The sequence below is a fragment of the Bradyrhizobium centrosematis genome (genome assembly GCF_045571495.1).
GTDB classification, from domain to species: domain Bacteria; phylum Pseudomonadota; class Alphaproteobacteria; order Rhizobiales; family Xanthobacteraceae; genus Bradyrhizobium; species Bradyrhizobium centrosematis.
This window is the reverse complement of the sequence record NZ_CP120703.1, coordinates 6,770,128-6,794,233: the sequence shown is the minus strand read 5'-3', so window position 1 is coordinate 6,794,233 and position 24,106 is coordinate 6,770,128. Positions and strand designations below refer to the sequence as shown.

The 24,106-nt window shown below is 65.5% G+C and carries 26 protein-coding genes; 22 read left to right on the top strand and 4 right to left on the bottom strand.

Annotation, left to right across the window (positions count from 1 at the left end; genetic code table 11):
• Positions 1-74 precede the first annotated feature (74 nt).
• From P6U31_RS32050 to P6U31_RS32040, 3 genes are all read left to right on the top strand, one after another.
• Positions 75-995 carry a metallophosphoesterase gene (locus tag P6U31_RS32050; RefSeq protein WP_407185628.1) on the top strand — a complete coding sequence of 307 codons (921 nt, stop codon included), beginning with the start codon at positions 75-77 and terminating at the stop codon, positions 993-995.
• A gap of 68 nt (positions 996-1,063) precedes the next feature.
• Positions 1,064-1,513 carry a tol-pal system-associated acyl-CoA thioesterase gene (gene ybgC, locus P6U31_RS32045; RefSeq protein ID WP_407185627.1) on the top strand — a complete coding sequence of 150 codons (450 nt, stop codon included), beginning with the start codon at positions 1,064-1,066 and terminating at the stop codon, positions 1,511-1,513.
• Between the two features lie 93 nt (positions 1,514-1,606).
• Positions 1,607-2,074 (top strand): DUF1348 family protein, encoded by a 468-nt coding sequence (locus P6U31_RS32040; RefSeq protein ID WP_407185626.1) that lies wholly within the window; start codon positions 1,607-1,609, stop codon positions 2,072-2,074.
• Between the two features lie 118 nt (positions 2,075-2,192).
• Here the strand turns inward: P6U31_RS32040 and P6U31_RS32035 are convergent, their stop codons facing one another.
• Positions 2,193-2,912, bottom strand: a complete 720-nt coding sequence (locus tag P6U31_RS32035) for a type 1 glutamine amidotransferase (RefSeq protein ID WP_407185625.1) — start codon at positions 2,910-2,912, stop codon at positions 2,193-2,195.
• Between the two features lie 29 nt (positions 2,913-2,941).
• Entirely contained in the window at positions 2,942-3,868 is a 927-nt protein-coding gene (locus tag P6U31_RS32030; RefSeq protein ID WP_407185624.1) for a LysR family transcriptional regulator, read from the bottom strand.
• A gap of 183 nt (positions 3,869-4,051) precedes the next feature.
• On the opposite strand from P6U31_RS32030, the gene P6U31_RS32025 reads away from it, so the two are divergent.
• The 9 genes from P6U31_RS32025 to P6U31_RS31985 are packed head-to-tail and all read left to right on the top strand — an operon-like array spanning position 4,052 to position 12,813.
• Positions 4,052-4,975 (top strand): N-carbamoyl-D-amino-acid hydrolase, encoded by a 924-nt coding sequence (locus P6U31_RS32025; RefSeq protein ID WP_407190011.1) that lies wholly within the window; start codon positions 4,052-4,054, stop codon positions 4,973-4,975.
• Positions 4,976-5,030: 55 nt separating this feature from the next.
• Positions 5,031-5,858, top strand: coding sequence for an ABC transporter substrate-binding protein (locus P6U31_RS32020; RefSeq protein ID WP_407185623.1), 828 nt, complete (start codon positions 5,031-5,033; stop codon positions 5,856-5,858).
• Entirely contained in the window at positions 5,855-6,712 is an 858-nt protein-coding gene (locus P6U31_RS32015) for an amino acid ABC transporter permease (protein ID WP_407185622.1), read from the top strand. Before P6U31_RS32020 ends, P6U31_RS32015 begins: the two co-directional genes overlap by 4 nt.
• Positions 6,709-7,473, top strand: coding sequence for an amino acid ABC transporter ATP-binding protein (locus P6U31_RS32010; RefSeq protein WP_407185621.1), 765 nt, complete (start codon positions 6,709-6,711; stop codon positions 7,471-7,473). Before P6U31_RS32015 ends, P6U31_RS32010 begins: the two co-directional genes overlap by 4 nt.
• A 15-nt stretch (positions 7,474-7,488) precedes the next feature.
• Positions 7,489-8,304 carry an ABC transporter substrate-binding protein gene (locus P6U31_RS32005; RefSeq protein WP_407185620.1) on the top strand — a complete coding sequence of 272 codons (816 nt, stop codon included), beginning with the start codon at positions 7,489-7,491 and terminating at the stop codon, positions 8,302-8,304.
• Positions 8,291-9,175, top strand: a complete 885-nt coding sequence (locus tag P6U31_RS32000) for a polysaccharide deacetylase family protein (RefSeq protein WP_407185619.1) — start codon at positions 8,291-8,293, stop codon at positions 9,173-9,175. The genes P6U31_RS32005 and P6U31_RS32000 overlap by 14 nt, the downstream gene beginning before the upstream one ends.
• Positions 9,176-9,183: 8 nt before the next feature.
• Positions 9,184-9,837 carry an aspartate/glutamate racemase family protein gene (locus tag P6U31_RS31995; protein ID WP_407185618.1) on the top strand — a complete coding sequence of 218 codons (654 nt, stop codon included), beginning with the start codon at positions 9,184-9,186 and terminating at the stop codon, positions 9,835-9,837.
• 22 nt (positions 9,838-9,859) lie between these two features.
• Positions 9,860-11,443, top strand: coding sequence for an ABC transporter substrate-binding protein (locus tag P6U31_RS31990; RefSeq protein ID WP_407185617.1), 1,584 nt, complete (start codon positions 9,860-9,862; stop codon positions 11,441-11,443).
• Positions 11,440-12,813, top strand: coding sequence for an amidohydrolase family protein (locus P6U31_RS31985; protein WP_407185616.1), 1,374 nt, complete (start codon positions 11,440-11,442; stop codon positions 12,811-12,813). Before P6U31_RS31990 ends, P6U31_RS31985 begins: the two co-directional genes overlap by 4 nt.
• A gap of 178 nt (positions 12,814-12,991) precedes the next feature.
• Here P6U31_RS31985 and P6U31_RS31980 read toward each other — a convergent pair whose 3' ends face one another.
• A complete protein-coding gene (locus P6U31_RS31980; protein WP_407185615.1) occupies positions 12,992-13,891 on the bottom strand; it encodes a LysR substrate-binding domain-containing protein in 900 nt (299 codons plus the stop codon).
• 272 nt (positions 13,892-14,163) lie between these two features.
• Here P6U31_RS31980 and P6U31_RS31975 point away from each other — a divergent pair, with 272 nt between their 5' ends.
• The 10 genes from P6U31_RS31975 (at position 14,164) to P6U31_RS31930 (ending at position 23,133) form a co-directional block, all read left to right on the top strand.
• Complete coding sequence (locus tag P6U31_RS31975) at positions 14,164-15,198, top strand: ABC transporter substrate-binding protein (RefSeq protein ID WP_407185614.1); 1,035 nt, start codon at positions 14,164-14,166, stop codon at positions 15,196-15,198.
• A gap of 24 nt (positions 15,199-15,222) precedes the next feature.
• Positions 15,223-16,263, top strand: coding sequence for an ABC transporter ATP-binding protein (locus tag P6U31_RS31970; protein WP_407185613.1), 1,041 nt, complete (start codon positions 15,223-15,225; stop codon positions 16,261-16,263).
• Positions 16,260-17,135: an ABC transporter permease gene (locus tag P6U31_RS31965; protein WP_407185612.1), complete on the top strand. Its 876-nt coding sequence runs from the start codon at positions 16,260-16,262 to the stop codon at positions 17,133-17,135. Before P6U31_RS31970 ends, P6U31_RS31965 begins: the two co-directional genes overlap by 4 nt.
• A complete protein-coding gene (locus P6U31_RS31960; RefSeq protein ID WP_407185611.1) occupies positions 17,132-17,938 on the top strand; it encodes an ABC transporter permease in 807 nt (268 codons plus the stop codon). Before P6U31_RS31965 ends, P6U31_RS31960 begins: the two co-directional genes overlap by 4 nt.
• Before the next feature lie 8 nt (positions 17,939-17,946).
• A complete protein-coding gene (locus tag P6U31_RS31955) occupies positions 17,947-19,083 on the top strand; it encodes an NAD(P)/FAD-dependent oxidoreductase (RefSeq protein ID WP_407185610.1) in 1,137 nt (378 codons plus the stop codon).
• Positions 19,084-19,109: 26 nt separating this feature from the next.
• Positions 19,110-19,406, top strand: coding sequence for a (2Fe-2S)-binding protein (locus tag P6U31_RS31950; protein ID WP_407185609.1), 297 nt, complete (start codon positions 19,110-19,112; stop codon positions 19,404-19,406).
• Complete coding sequence (locus tag P6U31_RS31945) at positions 19,403-20,821, top strand: NAD(P)/FAD-dependent oxidoreductase (protein ID WP_407185608.1); 1,419 nt, start codon at positions 19,403-19,405, stop codon at positions 20,819-20,821. The genes P6U31_RS31950 and P6U31_RS31945 overlap by 4 nt, the downstream gene beginning before the upstream one ends.
• Positions 20,818-21,939: an NAD(P)/FAD-dependent oxidoreductase gene (locus tag P6U31_RS31940; RefSeq protein WP_407185607.1), complete on the top strand. Its 1,122-nt coding sequence runs from the start codon at positions 20,818-20,820 to the stop codon at positions 21,937-21,939. Before P6U31_RS31945 ends, P6U31_RS31940 begins: the two co-directional genes overlap by 4 nt.
• A 15-nt stretch (positions 21,940-21,954) precedes the next feature.
• Positions 21,955-22,302 carry a RidA family protein gene (locus tag P6U31_RS31935; protein ID WP_025034068.1) on the top strand — a complete coding sequence of 116 codons (348 nt, stop codon included), beginning with the start codon at positions 21,955-21,957 and terminating at the stop codon, positions 22,300-22,302.
• Positions 22,303-22,413: 111 nt separating this feature from the next.
• Positions 22,414-23,133, top strand: coding sequence for a hypothetical protein (locus tag P6U31_RS31930; RefSeq protein WP_407185606.1), 720 nt, complete (start codon positions 22,414-22,416; stop codon positions 23,131-23,133).
• On the opposite strand, the gene P6U31_RS31925 is transcribed toward P6U31_RS31930, so the two are convergent.
• Positions 23,123-23,971 (bottom strand): tetratricopeptide repeat protein, encoded by an 849-nt coding sequence (locus P6U31_RS31925; protein WP_407185605.1) that lies wholly within the window; start codon positions 23,969-23,971, stop codon positions 23,123-23,125. The two genes, P6U31_RS31930 and P6U31_RS31925, sit on opposite strands and share 11 nt — an antisense overlap.
• Between the last annotated feature and the right edge of the window lie 135 nt (positions 23,972-24,106).

Sequence of the window (24,106 nt, the reverse complement as noted above, 5' to 3'; positions counted from 1 at the left end):
ACGATCTGCACGAACGCACCCCAATTCCGCTCCAATCGGATATCATCAAGACGCCGTATCATCATCGGGCTTCCATGATCACGCGCCGTCATCTCATCCGTTCCATCGGTGGCCTGTCCGCCCTCGGCATCTCGACCGCTGCTTACGGCGTCGGTGTCGAGCCGGTGCTGCGGCTCCGCGTCACCCGTTATCATCCGACCCCGCGGCAGTGGCCGGCAGATCTCCCGCTGAAGATCGCCGTCATCGCCGACATTCACGCTTGCGATCCCTGGATGTCGCTGGAGCGCATCGAGTCGATCGTCGACCGCACCAACGCGCTGAACGCGGACCTGATCGTGCTGCTCGGCGACTATGTCGCCGGCATGCATCAGGTCATGCGCATGATTCCCTCGCGCGAATGGGCGAGGGTGCTGGCCGGCCTCAAGGCGCCGCTCGGCGTCCATGCCGTCATGGGCAATCACGATTATTGGGACGACAGGAGCGTTCAGCGGGCAGGGCACGGGCCGACCGTCGCGCACCGGGCGCTGGAGGCGGCAGGCATTCCCGTCTACGAGAACGATGCAGTGCGCCTCACCAAGGACGGCCGCCCGTTCTGGCTCGCCGGGCTCGGCGATCAGCTGGCGTTCCTGCCGGCGCGGCGCTTCCGGAGCACGGCGCACTTCGGTGCCGACGATCTTAGCGCCACGTTGGCGAAGATCACCGACGATGCGCCGGTCATCCTGCTCGCGCACGAGCCCAATATTGCGCCGCTCGTACCCGCGCGCGTCGCGTTGCAGTTGTCCGGCCATACCCATGGCGGCCAGGTTCGTCTGCTCGGCTGGTCGCCGGCGGTCGCGCCCAGGAACGGCTTGCGGCTCGCCTATGGCCACTTCCGCCTGAAATGCGACCTCATCGTCTCCGGCGGCCTCGGTTGCAGCATCATGCCCGTCCGGGTGGGCGTGCCGCCCGAGATCGTCGAGGTGACGCTGGGCCGGGGCGGGCTGGTTGTGTCCTAACACGCTTGCGCCTCCGGCTGTTTTTGCGCAAAACGGCCTGGTACCCGACAAGCGAAGAGGCTCGCGACGTGACAGCCCATCTCGACGGCGAGATCCGCGACGGCCGCCACCACATGCAGGTCCGCGTCTATTACGAGGACACGGATTTCTCCGGCATCGTCTATCACGCCAATTACCTGCGCTACATGGAGCGTGGACGCACCAATCATCTCAGGCTGATGGGCGCCGAGCAGCAGGCGCTGTTCGAGCCGACCGAGACCGAAGGCGCGGGCTTCGCCTTCGTGGTGCGCTCGATGCATCTTGACTTCCTCAAGCCCGCGCGGATGGACGACGTGCTCGACATCGTGACCTGGCCGGTCGCGGTGAAGGGCGCCTCGATCATGCTGGCGCAGGAGGTGCGGCGCGGTGACGACGTGCTGGTCAAAGCCGAGGTCCGCGTCGCCTTCATCAGCGGCGGCCGCGCCCAGCCGATCCCGAAATCGATCCGCACGCTGATGAAGGCTGATTTGATTTCCTGATCGCCCGATAAGTGATCGGCCGATCGGTCATGGCCTATCGACTCCGCCGGATGCAGCGATAGATTGCGGCCTCCATCAACCGATGAGGCCATCATGTCGCGCCCGCCGCTTCCGCCCTTCACCCGAGAGACCGCCGCGCAAAAGGCGCGCATGGCCGAGGATGCCTGGAATTCGCGCGATCCGGTGCGCGTCTCGCTTGCCTACACCGAGGACAGCCGCTGGCGCAATCGCTCCGAGGTGTTTCAGGGCCGCGAAGCGATCGTCGCCTTCCTCACCCGCAAATGGGAGAAGGAGCAGGACTATCGCCTCATCAAGGATCTCTGGGCGTTTGACGAGAACCGCATCGCGGTGCGCTTCCAGTACGAGTGGCACGATGGCAAGGGCCAGTGGTATCGCTCCTACGGCAACGAGCAGTGGGAGTTCGACGAGCACGGTCTGATGAAGCGCCGCGAAGCCTCGATCAACGACATCGCGATCGCAGAGAAGGACCGCAGGTTTCACTGGCCGGCGCCGGGCCCGCGGCCAGCCGATGTGCCGGGACTGGGAACGGATCCGTTCTGAGCCAAGCACCACACTCTCTCTCCTCATGGTGAGCAGCCGCGCAGCAGCGTCTCGAACCATGCAGGCCCCGTTGGTGCAGCGGGGGCCTCTCCTCGAGACGCGCGCGAGAGCGCGCTCTTCAGGATGAGGGGATGGGCTTTCGCGTCAGAAACCGCGTAATCGCCCCGCCCAGCTTTGCATTATCCATCGGCTGCGCCAGCGACGCTCGCGCCGTTGCCACGACATCATCCGGCGCCTTGCCGTCACGCAGGTCGCAACAAACTTCCGCAAAAGCCACGTCGAACTCCGGATGCGGCTGCACGGTCAGGGTCGTGCCGTTGGCGTAGAGCAGGCCGGCATTCGGGGTGAAGTCCGACGACAGGATCGTCAGCGCGTCGTTTGGCGGCTCGATCACCTGGTCCTGATGCGAGGCGGCGATGGCGATGGCTTCGCCGTCGACGACGCCGTTCTCCGGCAGCACTCGGTAGACATGCCGGCCGATGCCCCAGCCCTTCTCCGACTTGCGCACGGTGCCGCCGAGCGCCTGCGCGATCAGCTGGTGGCCGAAACAGACACCGACCATCGGCGTCTTGTTGGCGTAAGCCCTCCGCACGAAGTCTTCCAGCGGCGCGATCCAATCGAGCCCGTCATAGACGCCGGCAGCCGCGCCGGTGATCAGGACGGCCTCGAGCTTGCTCGGATCGGGAAGGGCATCGCCCTTGGGGATGCTGACGACCTCGACCGTCGCGGCCGGATCCTCGGCGCGGACCATTCGCGCGAACATGTCCGGAAACGAACCGTGGCGCTCGCGGTGCTTTTGCGGGACCTCTCCGGTCTCGATGATGGTGATGCGTGCCATGTGCCCCCGGGGTCAAAAAGCTGCGAAGCTCAGTCGCTTTCTGGCTCATGTTGCTGGTGTGGCGCTGTGTGCTCCAGCAGCGCGCTTTGCTTGCGCACCTCGTTGAGGAACGCCTTGGCGAGGCGCGACAGTGGTTCGGCCTCCGACCACAGCATATAGGCCACCGCGTGGGTCGTCGGCGTGAACGGCCGCACGATAAGGCCGCTGCCGCCGTTCTGCCGCGGCGAGAACGGATCGACCACCGCGGCGCCGACGCCGGCGGCGGCCAGCACGCAGGCCGTGTTGCAGTAGCGCACCTCGACAGTCGGCCGGAACGGTGCACCGGCCCGGGCAAAACTGTCGCGTACGGCTTCGCCGAGCCGCGTGCCGCGCTCCAGCCCGATGAAGGGCAGGCCGGAAAGGTCGGAGGCGGAGATCAGAGGCCTGTCGGCAAGCGGATGCTGTGGCGGCAGCACGCAGACCATCTCGCCGGTGTGCACCACCTCATGCGCGATCCCTGGATGATGGGTCAGGCCGAGCGCGAAGCCGAGCTCGGCGACGCGGCTGAGCACACCCTCGATGATGCCTTCGTAACGCCGCACGTCGAAGAACACGCGTGTCTCCGGGCGGCGCCGCAGGAAGCCTGACAGTGCGGACGGAATGATGCTGTAGGCGAGCGGCGGCGTCGCCACGATGGCAAGATGCCCTGAGCGGTTCTCGCGCAGATCACGCACGCGGCTCTCGAGCTTGGCGTGCAATGCGAAGATCGCCTCACTCTCCTTGTAGAGCGCCATCGCTTCCGCGGTCGGAAACAGCCGGTTGTTGACCCGCTCGAACAAGGCAAAGCCCGCCTGCGCTTCCATGGTCTTCAGCGCATTGCTGACCGCGGGCTGCGACAGGGCCAGCTCGTCCGCCGCCGCCACCGTGGTGCGATGGCGGATGACGGCACGCAGGATCTCGAGCTGACGCAGGTTCATATCACTGCCGATTATAGTCAGGGTCAAAACATCATAGCAGAACGAATTGATTTTGCAGCCCCGCTTGCCCGTAATGGCAACGGATTTGCGCGTCGCATCAATGGGTTCATTCGCCCATTAAGGCAGCACTCGCACAGATTGGAGGCAATCTTGGTTCGTGTCCTTCGCGCCGCCGCCGCTCAGATGGGGCCGACGCAAAAAGCCGATACGCGCGAGCATACGTTGTCGCGGATGCTCGCATTGCTGGAGGAGGCGGCCGGCCGCGGTGCCAGCCTCGTGGTGTTTCCCGAGCTTGCTTTCACCACCTTTTTTCCGCGCTGGCTGCTCGATGGCGAGGCGCTCGACCGATATTTCGAGCGCCGCATGCCGAACCCGGCCGTTGCGAAGCTGTTCGATCGTGCGCGTGCGCTGCGCGTCGGCTTCTATGTCGGCTATGCCGAGCTGACGCCGGAGGGGCGGCGCTACAATTGCTCGATCCTGGTCGATCGCGACGGCGAGATCTTGGGCCGCTATCGCAAGGTGCATCTGCCGGGATCGGTCGAGCCTCGCGAGGGCGCACGCTATCAGCAGCTCGAAAAGCGCTATTTCGAATATGGCGACCTCGGCTTTCCCGCCTTCCGCGCCGGCTCGGCCTGGGCGCATGCCATCATGGGCATGATGATCTGCAACGATCGGCGCTGGCCGGAATCCTGGCGCGTGCTTGGCCTGCAAGGCGTCGAGCTCGTCTGCATCGGCTACAATTCGGCGGCCTACGATCCCAATGGCGGCACCACCGAAGACGGCGCCTTGCGCACCTTCCACTCGACGCTGGTGACGCAGGCCAACGCCTACATGAACGCGACCTGGGCGATCTCGGTGGCGAAGGCGGGCGAGGAGGATGGCTCCGGGTTGATCGGTGGGTCCTGCATCGTCGATCCCAATGGGCGCATCGTGGCGCAGGCGCAGACGCTGGCTGACGAAGTGATCGTCGCCGACCTCGATCTCGACCTCTGCCGCCAGGGCAAGGACAAGATGTTCAATTTCGCCGCCCACCGGCGGCCCGAACAGTACAGGGTGATCACCGAACGCGCCGGCGTCATCGAGCCGGCCGTTCTCGACGCGGACTGACAACATGGCACGCCGTTAGCAATAGGACCGGCAAACCGTTGGCAAAGGAGCTGACATGACACGCCTCTCGCATTTCCTTGCGCTCGCAGCGCTGGCCGCGGCGACATCGGCGCAGGCAGCCGAGCTTCCGGCGGAGATCAAGCAGGCGGGAGCTTTGAAGCTCACGGTCAACTCCACCTACGCGCCGATGGAATATCGCGATCCCGCCAGCAATGAGCTGGTCGGGCTCGACATCGATCTTGCGAACGAGCTCGCCAAGCGGCTCGGCGGCCTCAAGATCGTCTGGAGCGAGACGCCGTTTGCCGAGCTCATCCCCTCGCTCCAGACCAAGCGCGCCGATTTCATCATCTCCGGTATCTCCGATCGCGCCTCCCGGCGCGAGACGGCGGATTTCGTCGATTATCTTGCGACCGGCCCGCAGTTCTTCGTAATGGCGGACAACGCGGCCAAGGATGCGGCCGATCTCTGCGGCAAGAAGGTCGGCACCACCCGGAGCACCAGCTTTCCGGTCGAGATCGAGAAGTGGAGCAAGCAGAATTGCGAGCCGGCGGGCAAGCCTGCGATCCAGTACGTGCCGGGCGAGAACTCGATCGATGTCCGCAACCAGCTCAAGCAGGGTCGCATCGACGCCGCCGTGCAGGGCAGCGAGACGCTGCCCTATGCACAGAGCCAGGAGCCCGGCAAGTACCGCGTCGTCGGCGAGCCCTTCGCGAGGGGTTATCAGGGCATCATGTTCCGCAAGGACGATGCCCCCTTGCGCGAGGTCGTGACCGAGAAGCTCGCGGCCATGATCGCCGACGGCACCTACAAGGCGATTCTCGACAAATGGGGTCTCGGGGCCAACGCGGTCGCCCAGCCCATGCTGAACGCGGCGCCGCAATGAAGCCGGCGCCGGCCCTCGCGCAAGGTTTTCCCGATCTGTCGGGCGTGCGAATCGCGCGCGAGCCGCACTGGTTTCGCTGGCTCAGCGCGGCCCTGATCGTCCTCGTGCTGGCCGCGATCGTGCGCGCCTTTGCCGGCGGCCAGATCGAGTGGTCCTATGTCAGCCGCTTCCTGACCGCAAAGGTCATTCTCGAAGGCATCGTCAACACCATGGTGATGGCGGTGCTGGCGATGGCGCTCGGCATCTTTCTCGGCATCGTCGTTGCAATCATGCGGCTGTCGCCCAACCCGGTGCTGAAGACGGTCGCGGCCGGATACACCTGGCTGTTCCGCGGCACGCCGCTGATCCTGCAGCTGCTGTTATGGTTCAACCTCGCGCTGGTGTTTCCGACCATCGGCATTCCCGGCCTGTGGTCCGCGCGCGCCGTCGATGTCATGACGCCGTTCCTCGCCGCGCTGCTGGGGCTCGGCATCAACCAGGGCGCCTACACCTCCGAGGTGATGCGCGCGGGCATGCTGTCGGTCGACATCGGTCAGTATGAAGCGGCGCAGGCGATCGGCATGGGACGGCTGCGCGCGCTGCGGCGGATCGTGCTGCCGCAGGCAATGCGGGTGGTGATTCCGCCGCTCGGTAACGAGTTCATCGGCATGGTGAAGGCGACCTCGCTCGCGAGCGTCATTCAATATCCTGAGCTGCTGCACAACGCCGAAAACATCTACTATGCCAATTCGCGCGTGATCGAGCTCCTGATCGTCGCCGGGCTCTGGTATCTGCTCGTCGTCTCGATCCTGACGCCGCTCCAGATGCTGCTCGAGCGCCGTTTTGCGCGCGGTACATTGCGGCTGGCGCGATGACAAAACCCCTCGTCGCGATCCGCTCCGTCAGCAAGAATTTTGGCGAGTTCCAGGCTCTCAAGAACGTCTCGCTCGACGTCTGGCCCGGCGAGGTGATGTGCCTGATCGGCGCCTCCGGGTCCGGCAAGACCACGCTGCTCCGCTGCATCAACCAGCTCGCTATGATCGACTCGGGCGGCATCTGGCTCGATGGCGAGCTGCTGGGGGTGCGCGAGCAGGGCGGCAGGCTCCATCGCCTCAGCGAGCGCGAGATCGGGCGGCAGCGGCTGAAGACCGGCATGGTGTTTCAGCGCTTCAACCTGTTTCCGCACAAGACCGCACTGGAGAACATCACCGAGGGCCCGACCCAGGTCCAAGGACGTAAATCCGAAGAGGTGCGCGCTGAAGCGCTCGAGCTGCTCCGCCGCGTCGGATTGTCGGCCAAGGCGGACTGGTATCCTGCGCAGCTCTCCGGCGGCCAGCAGCAGCGCGTGGCGATCGCGCGGGCGCTCGCGATGAAACCGATGCTGATGCTGTTCGACGAGCCGACCAGCGCGCTCGATCCCGAGCTCGTCGGCGAGGTGCTCGCCGTCATGAAGGAACTGGCGAAGAGCGGCATGACCATGATGGTGGTGACGCACGAGCTCGGTTTCGCGCGGGAGGTCGCCGACCGGGTCGTCTACATGGATCAGGGCGCGATCGTCGAGCAGGGGCGCGCATCCGAGGTGTTGGGCGCGCCCCGCGAGGAGCGCACCAAGGCATTTCTTTCGGCAGTGATCTGATATGGGGGCGTGGTGATGAAGAGACTTTTGCTTGCAGCGGCGTTCCTGGGCGCCATGAGCGCATCGGTGATGGCGATTGAGCTGCCGGCGGAGATCGCAAAGCGCGGCAGCCTCAAGGTGGCGCTGGTGCCGAACTATCCGCCGATGGAGTTCCGCGATCCCGCCACCAACACGCTCTCCGGCTTCGATGTCGAGTTCGGCGAGGCGATCGGCCGCAAGCTCGGCGTCAAGATCGAATGGCAGGAGACGAGCTTCGCCGAGTTCATGCCCTCGATCGCCACGGGGCGGGCTGATGCGATCCTCTCGGGCTTCACCGACTATGCGAGCCGGCATGAGACCGCGACTTTCGTCGACTATCTCCGCAGCGGTCCACGTTTCTTCGTTCAGCAGTCGCGCGCGTCGGAGTTCAAGGATGCCGCCGCGCTTTGCGGCAAGAACGTCGGTGCCAGCCGCCGCACCATGTTCCCGGCCCAGATCGCGGCCTGGAGCGAGAAGAATTGCGGCAGCAATCCCATTCAATTCGTCGGCACCGACGGCTCGGCGGATGCCCGCACCCAGCTCAGGCAGGGGCGTATCGACGCCGCCGTGCAGGGCGATGAGACGCTGCCCTACATCATGGATCAGGAGCCCGGCGCCTATGTGCCGGTCGGCCAAACGCTTGCGCAGCAATTCACCGGCATTGCCCTGCCGGTGAAGGAAAAGGCGCTGCACCAGGCGATGCTGGAGGCCGTCGATGCGCTGATCGCGGACGGCACTTACAAGGCCCTGCTGGCGAAATGGAAATTGAGCGACAACGCAATCGAGAAGGCGACCATCAATGCTGGACAGTAAGGCACTTCAGAGCATCCCGCTCGTTCCGGCCAACACCGCGGATCCCGCGCCTGAATATCCCTGGCCGACGCCGTATCATTCCGCGATGTTCCTGTCGTTCGACGTGGATGCGGAGAGCGCCTGGACCAGCAAGGACGCCGTGCATGCGCAGCGGCTCATCACCATGAGCTATGGCGGCTACGAGGCGCGCGTCGGCACACCGAAGCTGCTGGAGCTGCTCGACCAGCTCGATCTCAAGGCGACGTTCTTCGTCACGGGCTGGTCGGTCGATGCGCATCCGGCGATGGCGGAATCGATCCTGAAGGCGGGGCATGAGATCGGCCATCACGGCTATCATCATCTCTTGCCCGACCCCGGCGATCCCTGGATCGAGGAGGAGCTGGAACGCGGCTTCGAGGCGCTGAAGCGCCGGCTCGGCGTCAAGCCGACCGGCTATCGCGCGCCTTACGGCGAATTCACTGAGGAGCTGCGCGTCGCGCTGGTCCGCCATGGCATCGTCTACACCTCCTCGTTCCGCGACGACGTCAGGCCCTATCGTCATCGTCTTGCCGACGGCAGGCCCGGCACGATCGAGCTGCCGGTGACCGCGAGCTATGACGACTGGATGCACGGCCTCTCCGCCCGCTTCAGCCCCCGCTCGATTTTCCCGAAGGAGCATGTCCTCTCGATGTGGAAGGACGAGCTCGATGAGGTCCGCGACTGGGGCGCGATGGTGACGACCGTGCTGCATCCGCAGTGCAGTGGCCGTCCCATGCGGCTGCGTCTGCTGCGCGAGTTTTTGACTTACGCGAAGTCGTGCCCCGACGTCTGGATCACCACGGGCGAGAAGATCGCGGAAAACTTCCTGCGTCACGAAGCCGGCAATCGCTGAGCGGTGCCATGACGCATCGCATCCTCGTCATCAACCCCAACTCCTCGGCGTCGGTGACGGCGGCGATCGACGACGCGGTGGCGCCGCTGCGGATCGCCGGCGGCCCTGAGGTCGAGGTGGTCGGCCTTGCCGAAGGGCCGCCGACCATCAGCTCCCAACGTGATGCCGACAGCGTCGTGATGCCGCTGGTCAACCGTGTGTCGCGTCACGATGCCGATGCCCTCGTGCTCGCCTGCTTCAGCGATCCCGGTCTGCACGCCGTGCGCGAGGCCGCCGGCGGCCGTCCCGTCATGGGCATCGCGGAATGCGGCATCTTTCGCGCGATGATGTTGGGCGATCGCTTCGGCATCATCGCCCTGTCGCCGTCGAGCACCCGCCGCCAGCAGCGCATGGCGCGGGTGATGGGCGTCGACAGCCGCTATGCCGGAAGCTGGTCGGTCGGCGCGAGCGCGGCGGAAACCGCGGGCGCCGACATCCGCGGCCGCTTGATCGAGGCCGGCCGCGCGCTGGTCACGCAATACCGCGCCGATGTCGTGATCATGGGCTGTGCCGGCATGGCTTCGCACCGCGCGGCGATTGCGGAGGCGATAGGCGTGCCGGTGGTCGAGCCGGCGCAGCAGGCGGTGGCTGCGGCGATCGGCGCGGTTTTGTTGAACACGTAAGATCCTTCAGGAGCCTCTCGTCATGTCGATCTCCCGCCGCTCGCTCCTCAAGGCAGCCGCTACAGTTCCGGCGCTCTCGCTGCCGGGCATCGTCCGCGCTGAATCCCAGTCCACGCTGCGCTTCATCCCCGTGATCGACCTCGCCTTCGTCGATCCCATCTATTCCACCGCGCAGGTGTCGCGAAATCATGGCTTCATGGTCTACGACACGCTCTACGGCATGAGCTCCTCGCTCCAGGTCTCGCCGCAGATGCTGTCGGGCCATGTCATCTCCGGCGACCAGCTGCAGTGGGACCTCACGCTTCGTGATGGTCTGTTCTGGCACGACGGCGAGCGCGTACTGGCCCGCGACTGCGTCGCCAGCATCCGTCGCTGGGCCGCCCGCGACGGTTTTGGCGGCGAGCTGATCGAGGCGACGGCCGAGCTGTCGGCCGCTGATGACCGCACCATTCGGTTTCGCCTGAGGCGTCCGTTCCCGCTGCTGCCGCAGGCGCTCGGCAAGGCCGCCATCAATGCGTGCTTCATGATGCCGGAGCGGCTGGCGAGCCAGGATCCGTTCAAGCCGCTGACCGAGGTGGTCGGCAGCGGCCCGTTCCGCTATCTCACCGACGAGCGTGTGCAGGGTGCCCGCAACGCCTATGCCAAGTTCGAGCGCTATCAGCCGCGCACCGACGGCAAGCCGGACTGGACCGCCGGGCCCAAGATCGTGCATTACGATCGCGTGGTCTGGACCACGACGCCAGATGCCGGCACCGGTGTTGCCGCGCTCCAGACCGGCGAGCAGGATTGGCAGGAGACCACGCCGCACGATCTCTTGCCGGTGATCAAGGCCGCCGGCGATATCGAGACGCGCATCCTCGATCCCCGTGGCTATGCCTGCATGCTGCGCCTCAATCATCTGCAGCCGCCGTTCGACAATCCCGCGATCCGCCGCGCGCTCCTGGGGGCAATCGACCAGTCCGCGTTCATGACCGCCGTCGCGGGCGTCGATCCCGCCTTCCAGGTCTCGCCGATCGGCTATTTCGCGCCCGGCACGCCGATGGCGAACGAGGTCGGCCTCGACGTGTTCCGTGGCCCGCGCAATTACGACAAGGTCAAGGCCGCTCTCAAGGCCGCCGGCTACAACGGCGAGAAGATCGTGGTGCTCGTCCCGACCAACTCGCTGGCGCAGAAACCGCTCGGCGAGATCGCGGTCGACAGCCTGCGCAAGGCCGGCATGAACGTCGAATACGCCGGGCTCGATTTCGCCGTCGTGCTGCAGCGCCAGCTGAAGAAGGACCCGATCGGGCAGGGCGGCTGGAGCGCCGCCGTCGGCAACTGGCAAGGCATCGACTGGCTCAACCCCGCCGCCAACACCAATATCCGCGGCGAAGGCAAGGTCGCCGGCTGGTATGCGAGCGAGAAGATGGGGCCGCTGCGCAGCCAATGGCTGGCGGCCTCCGAGCTCGCCGAGCAGCAGCGCATCTGCCGCGAGATCCAGGCGGTGGCATTCGAGGAAATCCCCTATATTCCGATCGGCCTGTACAAGCAGCCGACCGCCTATCGCAAAGCCATCACCGGTATTCTCGACGGCACCGCCATCTTCTGGAACGTACGCCCCGCATGAGCACCATTGCAATCTTCGGCAGCTACGTGCTGTCACGGAAAGACGGCGCACAGGACGTGCTGCGCGACCACTGGGTTCTGGTCGAAGGCAAGAAGATCGCCGCGATCACCCGCGACAGACCGCGCGCTGATCAGATCTACGACCGCCGAGGTCGGTTCGTGTTGCCGGGCCTTCTGAACCTGCACAATCACTGCTTCTCCGAAGCCGTGGCGCGCAGTCACACCGAGGACGGCAACGGGCGCAAGAACAACCAGAGCATCGTCTACACGGTGCTGCTGCCGCTGACCAAGCGCGGCGCCGATATTCTGTCGGCGGACGAACGACTTGCTGTCGCGCGGCTCGGTATCCTCCAGCTACTCAAGGGTGGCGCCACCACGGTGATGGAGCCGTTCCGCAACTCGATCCCCGAGATGTTCGACGCGGCGGAGGAGATGGGCATCCGCTTCTACGGCGCGCCCTATCTGTTCTCGACCTCCGATGCCAAGGCCGGCGCTGATGGCGTGGTCCGTTATTCCGGCGACGACGGTGCCGCTGACATGGCGACATGGGATGCGCTGTACCAACGCTGGAACAATCGCGGTGACGGCCGCATCTCGCTCGCCATGAGCCCGCATGCCACCGACACCTGCGGCCCCGATCTCCTGAAGGCCTGCGCCACGCGGGCGCGCGAGCTCGGCGTTCCCATCACCACGCACATGGCGCAGAGCCGCGCCGAAGTCGAAACCATCGGCAAGCGCTATGGCGGCCGCACGCCGGCAGAATATCTGGACTGGCTCGGCCTGCTGGCGCCCGACCTCATGGCCGCGCACTGCATGTTCAGCAGCGACGACGATCTCAGGCTGATGGCCGCGCGCGGCATGACCGTGCTGAACTGCCCACGCGTATTCGCCCGTGCCGGCATCACGGCGGCGTTCAGCCGCTTCACCGCGCACGGGGTGCGCACCGTAGTCGGCACCGACGGCTACAACATGGATTTGCTCGGCGAGCTCAATGCGGCATCGCTGATCTCCAAGATCACCTCCGCACGTCCCGATGTCGCGAACTCGCCCGAGCTGATCGAAGCCAACACGGCGGTCGCAGCCGACGTCATCAAGCGGCCGGATCTCGGCCGCATTGAGCCGGGCGCAACCGCCGATCTCACCGTGATCGATCTCACCCATCCGCACCTGCAGCCGCTGTTCGACCCGCGCCGCGCGCTGATCGCACTCGCCAACCGCGCCAATATCGATCAGGTCATGGTCGATGGTCGCGTGCTGGTCGATGAGGGACGCTATCTCGGCGCGGATGAAGCCGCGATCACCGCGGCCGGCAGCGCCGCGATCGGCAAGATCTGGGATTTGCCGGAGGCGCAGGCCGCGTTCAGCGGGTGATGGCGGCTACGAAGAAAGTGCGCCCCCTCTCCCGCTTGCGGGAGAGGGCTCCCTCCAACCGGGGACACTCCCGATGCGGAGAGAGCCCCCACCCGACGCTTCGCGCCGACCTCCCCCGCAAGCGGAAGAGGTTGCAGCGAGTGCGCGGCCGGATCGTCCAGACTCAAAGACCTTCGGCTTAATCCTCGAACTCCACCAGCGCCTTGCGCATGGTCTCGACGAGATCCAGTGCCACCGGTGAAGGGCTGCGCTGGGCCGGAAAGACCGCGGAGAATTCGAAATCGATCCGCGGCAGGAAGCGGCGCGCGACCACGCCGCGGGTGGCGAATTCCCTCGCGGTGAAAGGATCGCAGATCGCAACGCCGAGGCCCGACGACACCATGCCGCACATGATCTCCGACAAGGTGGTCTCGACCCGGAGCACGCGGCGAACCTCGTTGCGATTGAAGACCTGGTCGACGAGATGCCGGCTGGATGATCCCGCCGACAGTGAAATGAATGTCTCGCCCTCGAAGTCGCGTGGCTCCAAAACGTCCTTCTCCGCGAGGCGATGACCTTCGGGCAGCACCGCGACGCGCGCGGGCGCCGGCAGTCGCAGACTCGGCAGGCCGGAATGGGCGATTGGCACCTCGGCAAAGCCGATGTCGCATTGATTGTTCAGAACCCAGTCGACCACGATCGGAGAGATCACGCCGAAGAACGCGAGGTTGAGGTTCGGCCGCTCCTGCAGGAAGTGTCCGGCGAGGCGCGGCAGATAGCCGTTGGCAAGCGCCGGCAGCGCGGCGATACGCAGCGAGCCGGTGCGGCGGCCACGGATTTCCTCGGCCGCTGCGGTGATGCGCTCGAGGCCGACGAAGGAGCGCTCGACCTCGGTATAGAGCGCCATCGCCGCCGCGGTCGGCACCAGCCCGGTGCCGCGCCGCTCGAACAGCTCCATTTTCAGCAGCGCCTGGAGATCGCGCAGCAGCCGGCTGACCGCAGGCTGTGTCACCACCATCAGCTTCGCCGCCTCCGTGACGCTGCCGGTCAGCATCATCGCGCGGAAGGCCTCCACTTGCCGCGAATTGATCCGTGCCATCTGTATTCCAATCATAACATTTCGGCATGCAGAGGGTGCCATTATTCATTGGACGATGGAAGTATAGGTCTGCGATCTTTTTCATCAGAGCTGGAGCCAGCCCGCTTTTTCGGCAGATTGGAGGGGTTCAAACCTCCAAATCGCGTCAGATTCCGCCGAACAGGGGCCGGAGCCCTGATCGGAGCGGGATTTGCGCGGGAGGAAATGCGGAAGGCGCTTTGGCCCGAGACTTGTCGGCACGTCACCTCATTCCGGTATGGAGATCGGTCCACATGAAGACTTTTCGCCTTCTGACCGCGGTCAGCATCGCAGCGCTCATTGCCGCCCCGTCGATCGCTTCGGCCCAGCAAAAGACGCTCTACGTCGCCGGCTATGGCGGCTCGTTCGAGAAGACCATCCGCGACGAGGTGATCCCGAGCTTCGAGAAGGAGAACGGCGTCAAGGTCGAATACGTCGCCGGCAATTCCACCGACACCCTGGCCAAGCTCCAGGCGCAGAAAGGCAACCAGCAGATCGACGTTGCCATCGTCGATGACGGCCCGATGTACCAGGCGATCCAGCTCGGCTTCTGCGGCAAGCTCGACGGCTTGCCGGCCGATCTCTATGACACCGCCCGCTTCAAGGACGATCGCGCGGTCGCGATCGGCATTGTCGCGACCGGCCTGATGTACAACACCAAGGTGTTCAAGGAGAAGGGTTGGGCTCCGCCGACCTCCTGGAACGATCTGAAGGATACGAAATACGCCAAGCAGCTCGTGATTCCGCCGATCAACAACACTTACGGTCTCGAAGCGCTGGTGATGCTGTCGAAGATGAATGGCGGCGGCGAGACGAACGTTGATTCCGGCTTCAAGATCTTCAAGGAACAGATCAATCCGAACGTGCTGGCCTATGAGCCGTCGCCGGGCAAGATGACCGAACTATTCCAGTCCGGCCAGGCCGTGATCGCGGTGTGGGGCACCGGCCGCGTGCAGAGCTTTGCCAATACCGGCTTCCCGGTCGACTTCGTTTATCCGAAGGAAGGCGCTGCGACGCTGTTGACGACGGCATGCCCGATCAGCAAGCCCAACGCCTCGCCGCTGGCGGCGAGCTTCGTCAAGATGCTGCTCGAACCCAAGATCCAGCTCGTGATGCTGAAGGATTACGGCTATGGCCCGGTGCTGAAATCGCTGGTGATCCCGCCGGAGCTCGGCAAGATGGCGCCGATCGGCGAGCGCGCGGCGAAGCTCTATAATCCGGACTGGACCGTCATCAACGAGAAGCGCGAGGAGTGGACCAAGCGCTGGAATCGCGAGGTCGAGCGCTGATCGGATCGTTTGCGGAGACAGCGCATGGCCTATCTCGAGCTCGACCGGGTCGCAAAACAGTTTGGGTCGCAGACTGTGGTCGACGACTTCAGCCTGTCGGTGGGAAAGGGGGAGTTCGTCTCCTTCCTCGGCCCCTCCGGTTGCGGCAAGACCACAACGTTGCAGATGATCGCGGGCTTCCTCGACCCCACGCGCGGCGCAATCCGGCTGGAAGGCAAGGACCTGACCGCGGTCCATCCAGCCAAGCGTGGCCTCGGCATCGTGTTCCAGAGCTATGCACTGTTTCCGCACATGACCGCGGCGGAGAACGTCGCCTTTGGCCTCGAGATGCGCGGCGTGCCGCGCGCAGAAAGGTCCGAGCGCGTCCGTGCGGCGCTCGCGATGGTTGGCCTTGCCGGCTACGAGGATCGTCACCCCCGCCGCATGTCCGGCGGCCAGCAGCAGCGCGTGGCGCTGGCGCGTGCGCTGGTGATCAAGCCGAGCGTGCTGCTGCTCGACGAGCCGTTGTCCAACCTCGACGCCAAGTTGCGCGAGGAGATGCAGATCGAGCTGCGCCAGATCCAGCGCACCGTCGGCACCACCACGATCCTCGTCACCCACGACCAGAACGAGGCGATGTCGCTGTCCGACCGCATCGTGGTGATGAGCCAAGGCAAGATCGAGCAGATCGGTACGCCGCAGGAGACCTATGAGAAACCGGCCTCGGCCTTCGTGTCGCAATTCCTCGGCAAGACCAACGACTTTGCCGGAACGATCGACCGGACCGTTGCGCCGACGCAGCTGGTGGCGGGCTCCTGGCGCGCACCAGCGCCGGTCGGGCTCGGCGGCGCCGTAACGGTCAGTGTTCGCCCCGAAAGAATCGGCTTCGGCGACACTGGGCTCAGCGCAAAGATCGTCACCCGCATCTTCCAGGGCAATCACTGGCTGTTCCAGTGCGACAGCGAATGCGGCCCGGCGATCGTGATTCGCCAGAATGACGGCCAGGCGCAGCCGGCCGAAGGCGACGCGGTTCGCCTCACCTGGCGTCCCGAGGACATGAGCGTGCGCGCGAGGGCTGGCGCATGAGCATGGCCGCCGAGGAGCGCAGCCTACGCGCGCCGTGGGCGCTGACCGCGCCCGCCTTGATGCTGTTCGTCGGTGTGCTGCTGATTCCGCTGGCGATGACGGTGATGCTGTCGTTCCACGATTGGGGCCAGTACAAGGGCATCGAGCCGGTCTTCATCCTCAAGAACTGGCACGAGATCGCGACCGATCCCTATTACGCCGAGATGTTCTGGCGGACGTTCCGCATCGCGATCCTGACCACGCTGCTCACGGCGCTGCTCGGAGCTCCCGAAGCCTATATCCTCAACCGCATGAGCGGCCGCTGGAAGAGTTTTTTCCTGCTCGTCATCCTCGGGCCGCTGCTGATCTCCGTGGTGGCGCGAACGCTCGGCTGGGCGCTGCTGTTCGGCGGCAACAACGGGCTGGTCAACAAGCTGCTGATGTCGCTTGGCATGATCCGCTCGCCGATTCCCTTCATGTTCACCGAAACCGGCGTGGTGATCGCGCTCGCGCATGTGATGATGCCGTTCATGGTGCTGTCGGTATGGGCGGCGCTGCAGCGGCTCGATCCGCAGATCGAGAATGCCGCGATGTCGCTCGGTGCCGGCCCCGTCACCATCATTCGGCGCATCATCATGCCGCAGATCATGCCGGGCGTGCTGTCGGGCGCCATCATCGTGTTCTCGCTCTCGGCCAGCGCCTTCGCGACACCGGCGATCATCGGCGGCCGCCGGCTCAAGGTCGCCGCGACGCTCGCCTATGACGAGTTTCTCAACACCCTGAACTGGCCGCTCGGGGCCGCGGTGGCGACGCTGCTGCTGGTCGCGCTGGTGCTGATCGTCGTCGGCAGCAACGCGCTGATCGAGCGGCGCTACGGCGAGGTGTTCCGATGAGACGGAACGGTCCGCTCGCGCTGATCTTCCACGCCATCTTCGTCATCGTCATGGTGGCGCCGATCCTGGTGGTCTGCCTCGTCGCCTTCACGCCTGAAGGTTTTCTGTCGCTGCCGACCAACGGGTTTTCGCTACGCTGGTTCAAGACTATCGCGAACTATCCCGAGTTCATCCACGCCTTCTGGGTCAGTCTCGGCCTCGGCGCGCTGTCCTCGCTCGTGGCGCTCCTGTTCGCGGTGCCCGCGGCACTGGCAATCGCGCGCTATCGCTTTCGTGGCCGCGATGCTCTGGCGGCGCTGTTCCTGTCGCCGCTGATGATCCCGCATGTCGTGCTCGGCATCGCCTTCCTGCGCTTCTTCACCTCGGCCGGCCTCGGCGGCAGTTTTGCCGCGCTGATCATCGCCCATGTCATCATCGTGTTTCCGTTCGCGCTGCGGCTGACTTTGGCTGCTGCGACCGGCATGGATCGCACCGTCGAGATGGCGGCGGTCTCCCTCGGCGCCAACGGCTGGACGCTGTTCCGACGCGTGACGCTGCCGCTGATCCTTCCCGGCGTCATCAGCGGCTGGGCGCTCGCCTTCATCCAGTCCTTTGACGACCTCACCATGACCGTCTTTCTCGCCGCGCCCGGTACCGAGACATTGCCGGTGCGCATGTTCCTTTATATCCAGGACAACATCGATCCGCTGGTGACGTCGGTCTCGGCCTGCGTGATCGCGATCACCATGACCGCCCTCATTCTGCTCGATCGCTTCTACGGGCTCGACCGCGTGCTCGCCGGCAAAGGTGATACGGGGCGATAGGAGAACCCATGTTCAAGGACTATGACGTCGCGGTCGTCGGCGGCGGACTGCTCGGCTCCGCCATTGCCTGGGGCCTCGGCCGGCTCGGCAAGAAGGTGGCCGTGCTCGACGAAGGCGACATCACCAAGCGTGCCTCGCGGGCGAACTTTGCGCTGGTCTGGGTGCAGAGCAAGGGGCTCGGCATGCCGGCCTACACAGTGTGGACCGTGCAGGCGTCGCAGGCGTGGAGCCGGCTTGCGTCCGAACTGAAGCAACAGACCGGCCTCGACGTCTGCCTCCAGCAGAATGGCGGCTTTCACCTCACCCTCGGCGAGGATGAATTCGGCCAGCGCACCGAGCTCGTCAAGCGCATGCACAACCAGGTCGGTGCGGCCGACTACAAGATGGAGATGCTCTCGGCGTCCGAGGTGAAGAAGTCACTGCCGCTGATCGGGCCGGAGGTCTCGGGCGGCAGCTATTGTCCGCTCGACGGCCATGTGAATTCGCTGCGCACCTTCCGGGCCTTCCACACCGGCTTCAGGGCGTTCGGCATCGACTATTTTCCCGAGCGCCCGGTCTCGGCGATCAGCAAGAGCGGCGGCGAATTCCGTCTGACCACGCCGAAGGGCGAGCTTCGCGCCGCCAAGATCGTGCTGGCCGCCGGCAACGCCAACCAGACGCTGGCGCCGATGGTCGGCCTCTACGCACCGATGGGCCCGACCCGCGGCCAGGTCGTCGTGACCGAGCGCACCATGCCCTTCCTGCCGCATCCATTGACGACGATCCGCCAGACCGACGAGGGCACGGTGATGATCGGCGACAGCAAGGAGGACGAGCTCGACGATCGCGCGCTGAAGCATTCGATCAGCGCGGTCATGACCGATCGCGCCCAGCGCATGTTTCCGCATCTGTCGCGGCTCAACGTAGTCAGGAGCTGGGCCGGCATCCGCGTGATGCCGCAGGACGGTTTTCCGATCTACGACCAGTCGGAGACGCATCCCGGCGCCTTCGTCGCCTGCTGCCATTCCGGCGTGACGCTCGCGTCGAACCACGCTTTCGAGATCGCGCGCATGGTGGCGCAGGGCGCGCTCGAGCCGGAGCTGGTCGGCGCATTCTCCGCCAGCCGCTTCGGCGGCAGGGGCGCGCCAAACAACAGCGATTACTAGAGATTCAAGGAGCCACGAGGCATCCCATGTTCAAGAGATCCGAACAGGACAAACGTCCGCAGGTGCAGATTTTCGTCGATGGTGTCGCCGTTGCGGCGCGCCAGGGCGACACCGTTTCTGCCGCGCTGCTGGCCTCCGGTTGCGACGCACGTCGCTCGACGGCGGTGAGCGGGGCGCCGCGTCTGCCCTACTGCATGATGGGTGTGTGCTTTGACTGCCTCGTTACCATCGACGGCGTCGGCAATCGGCAGGGCTGCCTCGTGCCGGTCGCCGAGGGCATGCAGATCGAGATCCAGAAGGGCAAGCGGGAGATCGGAAAATGACTGTGGCTCCCAAGCGCGAAGACTATGACGTCGTGGTGATCGGCGCGGGGCCCGCGGGCCTTGCTGCTGCGACAACCTCCGCTGAAGCGGGCCTATCGACGCTGCTGCTCGACGAGAATATCGGCCCCGGCGGTCAGGTGTTTCGCGCGATTTCCGCGACGCCGGTGACCGACCGCAACCAGCTCGGCGCTGACTATTGGGTCGGGGCCGATCTCGTGCAGTCGCTGCGCGCGAGCAACGCCGAGGTCATTCATCGCGCCACGGTCTGGAGCCTCGATCGCAATCTCGAAATCGCCGTGTCGGTCGGCGGCGCGTCTGCTTTCGTCAAGGCGAAACGCGTGATTCTGGCGACCGGCGCGCTGGAGCGGCCGTTCCCGATTCCCGGCTGGACGCTGCCGGGCGTGATGACCGCCGGCGCCGCGCAGACCATGCTGAAATCGTCGGCCCTGGTGCCGGACGGCCGCACCGTAATCGCAGGACAGGGCCCGCTGCTCTGGCTGCTCGCGGCGCAGATCCTCCGCCTCGGCGGCCGCATCGATCGCATTCTCGACACCACCGAACGCGGCAATTATTTCGCGGCGCTGCCGCACGCTTTCGCCTTCCTGACGTCGCCCTATTTCGCCAAGGGCCTGTCGATGATGCGCGAGGTGAAGGCGAAGGTGCCGGTTGTCTCCGGCGTCACCGAGCTCTCCGCGTCCGGTGACGGCCAGCTTACCAGCGTGAGCTATGTCGCCGGCGGCAAGCGCGAGACTATTTCGGCCGATCTTTTGCTGCTGCATCAGGGTGTCGTGCCCAATGTCAATCTGGCGATGTCGGCCGGCGTCGAGCATCGTTGGGATGATTTGCAGCTCTGCTGGTCGCCAGTGCTCGATGCGAACGGCGGCTCGTCCGTCGTCGGCATTGCGATCGCCGGTGACGGCGCGGGGATCGGAGGCGCGAATGCCGCGGTGGTTCGTGGCCGCATTGCCGCGCGTGCAGCGGTCGAAGCGCTTGCCCCCGCTTCTGCCGCGAAGCTCGCACCGATGGCGACGCTCCGTTCCGATCTCGCCAAGGCCGAGCGCGGCCGCGTCTTTCTCGACACGCTGTTCCGGCCGGCGTCGCAATTCCGCATCCCCTCGGGCGATACCATCGTGTGCCGCTGCGAAGAGGTGACGGCGAAGGATGTGCTCGATTCCGTCGCGATCGGCGCAACCGGTCCCAACCAGCTCAAGGCCTATCGCCGCACCGGCATGGGGCCGTGCCAGGGCCGGCTCTGCGGCCTCACCGTCACCGAGCTGATGGCGCAGGCGCGGGGCAAGACGCCGCAGGAGATCGGCTATTACCGGCTGCGCGCGCCGGTGAAGCCGATCACGCTGGCCGAGCTCGCCGCCGTTCCGAAAAGCGAGGCCGACGTCAAGGCCGTGGTGCGCGGATGAGCACAAACGTGGATGCGATCGTCATTGGCGGCGGCATCCATGGGTGCTCGACCACGCTGCATCTGTGTCTCGCCGGCCTGAAGCCGGTGCTGATCGAAAAGGACTATGCCGGTCGCCATGCCTCCGGCGTCAATGCCGGCGGCGTCCGTCAGCTTGCCCGGCACATTCCCGAGATCCCGCTGTCGATCCGCTCGATGGGCATTTGGGAGAAGATCGCGGAGCTCGTCGACGACGATTGCAGCTTCGAGAGCTACGGCCAGGTGCTGGTCGCCGAGAACGAGGACGAGCTCGCGATCTGCCGTGCGCGCGTCGCCGAGCTCAATGCGCTGGGCTTCAGCCACGAAGAACTGATCGACGCGGCCGAACTGCGCCGCCTGGTGCCGGCCGTGGCCGAGACCTGTCCCGGCGGCGTGGTCTCGCGCCGCGATGGCGCGGCCAATCCGGCGCAGACGACGACGGCGTTCCGCCGCAAGGCCGGGCAGCTCGGTGCAACCGTGCGTGAAGGCGTCGCCGCCGGCAACATCCGCCACCGTGACGGCCTTTGGCACGTCGATGTCGGTTCGGAGAGCTTTGCCGCGCCGGTGCTGGTCAATGCTGCCGGCGCCTGGGCCGGCAAGATCGCAGCGGATCTCGGCGAGCCGGTGCCGGTCGAGACCGTGGCGCCGATGCTGATGATCACCTCGCGCGTGCCGCACTTCATCGATCCCGTCGTGATCCTGCGCGGGCGAAAGCTGTCCTTCAAGCAGTTCAAGAACGGCACGGTGCTGATCGGCGGCGGCCATCTGGCGAGGCCCTATCAGGATCGCAACGAGACGGTGCTGGACTGGAAGAGCCTTGCGACCAGCGCGCAGACCGTGTTCGAGCTGTTTCCGGTGATGCGTAGCGCGACCATCGTCCGCGCCTGGGCCGGCATCGAGGCGAAGATGAAGGACGACATTCCCGTGTTCGGGCCGAGCTCCCGTCACAAGGGTCTCTATCATCAGTTCGGCTTCTCGCTGCACGGCTTTCAGCTCGGCCCCGGCGCCGGCGCCGTGATGGCCGAACTGATCGTCAACGGCGGCACCCAGACCCGAATCAGCGATCTCGGCATCGACCGCTTCCATCCTTCCACGCTCTAGAGACAAGAGGACATCATGAGCATCACCCGCAGCATCCGCACGCCCATCATGCACCGCGCCGTCGAAGCCAATGGCTTCGTCTTCCTCGGCGGCACGATCGCCGACGATACCTCGGTCTCGATGGGAGACCAGACCCGCAACATCCTCGGTAAGATCGCCGGCTATCTGAAGGAGGCGGGAACGGACAAGTCGCGCGTGGTCAGCGCCTCGATCTTCGTCACCGATCTCTCCAAGAAGAAGGAGATGGACGCGGCCTGGACCGAGTTCTTCGGCGACAATCTGCCGACCCGCGCCACCGTCGGCGTTGCCGATCTCGGCGGCGGCGCGCTGATCGAGGTGGTGGTGACCGCGCTCAAGGGCTGACAGGTGCTCAGAGCCCACAACATTTCGGAGATGTAATGATACGGAGCGGCTGCCGGGCCTTGACCGGCGGCCGTTTCCTTTTATCGGTAGGGGACCCGGCTGGAGTTCCCCATGTCCCCGCAGGTCAACGGCAACAAGCACGCGATCAGATTTCGCTGTCCCGCGGAGCTCGAAGGACTGCTGCCGCAGCCGGTCCCCGCCAATCTCGGCGTGCCCGACTGGCTCAAGGCGATGCCGAACTCGGCCTTCAGCGCCCTTAATCAGAAGGACGACGACACGGTCAAGCGCTGCCCGCCCTTCATCGATGCGATGACATGCGGCTTCCTGATCCCGTTGATCTGTGATCTCCACGTCGAGGATGGTGAGATCAGCTGGGACAACGACATCCCGGCCGGCGGGGCGATCGATTTTCCGCGCTCGCCCGTCAGCTTCCACGATCAGAGCCAGCTCACTGGCTCGCCCCTGTTCGAGGCCGATCGCTTCGTCATCAAGTTTCACAATCTCTGGACCATCGAGGCGCCGGAAGGCTATGCGCTGTTCTTCACCCATCCGGTCAACCGCTTCGATCTTCCGTTCACCACGCTGAGCGGCCTCGTCGATTGTGATCGCTATCGCGACAACTGGATCCATTTTCCGGCGCATTGGCACAACACGGGCTTTTGCGGCGTGTTGCCGAGGGGCACGCCGATCGCGCAGTGCATTCCGGTCAAGCGTGAGGATTGGACGGCGCAGGTTTCGGCCCTCACCCCGGAGGAAACGCGGCAGGTCCATGAGCTTCGCGCCACGATGAAGCGCGAGTCGGGCGTATACCGGCGGAAATTCAGGGCATAGCCGCTGGTTCTTGCTCGCGCTCCAGAAACTTCGCCGCCGCGCTCGGGCGGAAGAAGAAGCGGCCGCGCGACGAGGAGGCCAAGGCGAAGGCGGCGCGGCTGAGCATGTGCGGTCGTCCGCGAAGCACTGCGCGCAGCGCGGCCTCGCCACGGCTGCGGTCGCCCATTTCGAGCAGGCAGATCGCGAGATTGGCGCGGGATGGCGCGTCGTCCGGACGGAGCGCAAGCGCATGACGGTAGGTCTCGGCAGCATCCTTGTAGGCACCGTCGAGAAATTCGACTCCTGCGAGTTCGGTCAGGATGTCGGCGCGTCCCGGCGCGGCGGCGCGAGCGGCGGCCAGGACGGCACGCGCGCTGGTGCGATCATTGTTCCGGACATGCAGGCGTCCGAGGTCGAGTTGCAGGTCGATGTTGGTGGGGGCGCGCGCGACGGCGTTCTCGATGATCCCGATGGCCTCGCCGATGTCCCCGGCATTCGCCAGCTGGCCGGCCAACTCCTGGCAGGCAGGCAGATAGGCCGGGTGGCGTGCCGCGGTGCGGCGCAATTGCGCGATCCCGTCCGTCATGCGCCGCGCGCGGCATAGTGCGTGACCGAGCAGCGTCTCGATTTCCGCATCGTTGCCGTGCCGTGCGGCTTTCTCGAGCGGCAAGATCGCCGCCTCCGCGCGCTCCTGGCCGAGCAGCGCATGGGCCAGAATCAGGACGGCATTCCGATCGGTGCGATTTGACTTCAAGGCTTCGCTGGCAAGCCGGCTTGCGATGTCGAACTGCCTCGCCCGCAGCGCCAGGAAGGCCTGCTGAAGCAGCTGGGCGAGGGCGCTGTTTGGCTTACCGCTCACGAAATTGCCCCCTTGGCTGAGACACTCCGACCCTGTTGCCTCTTACCGTGTGCCCTGCGCAGTGTCTATCGACGGCTTCGTGAAACCTCGGCGATCACAGCGATGACGCCGCTCGGAATGCGCCCTTGATCCCGC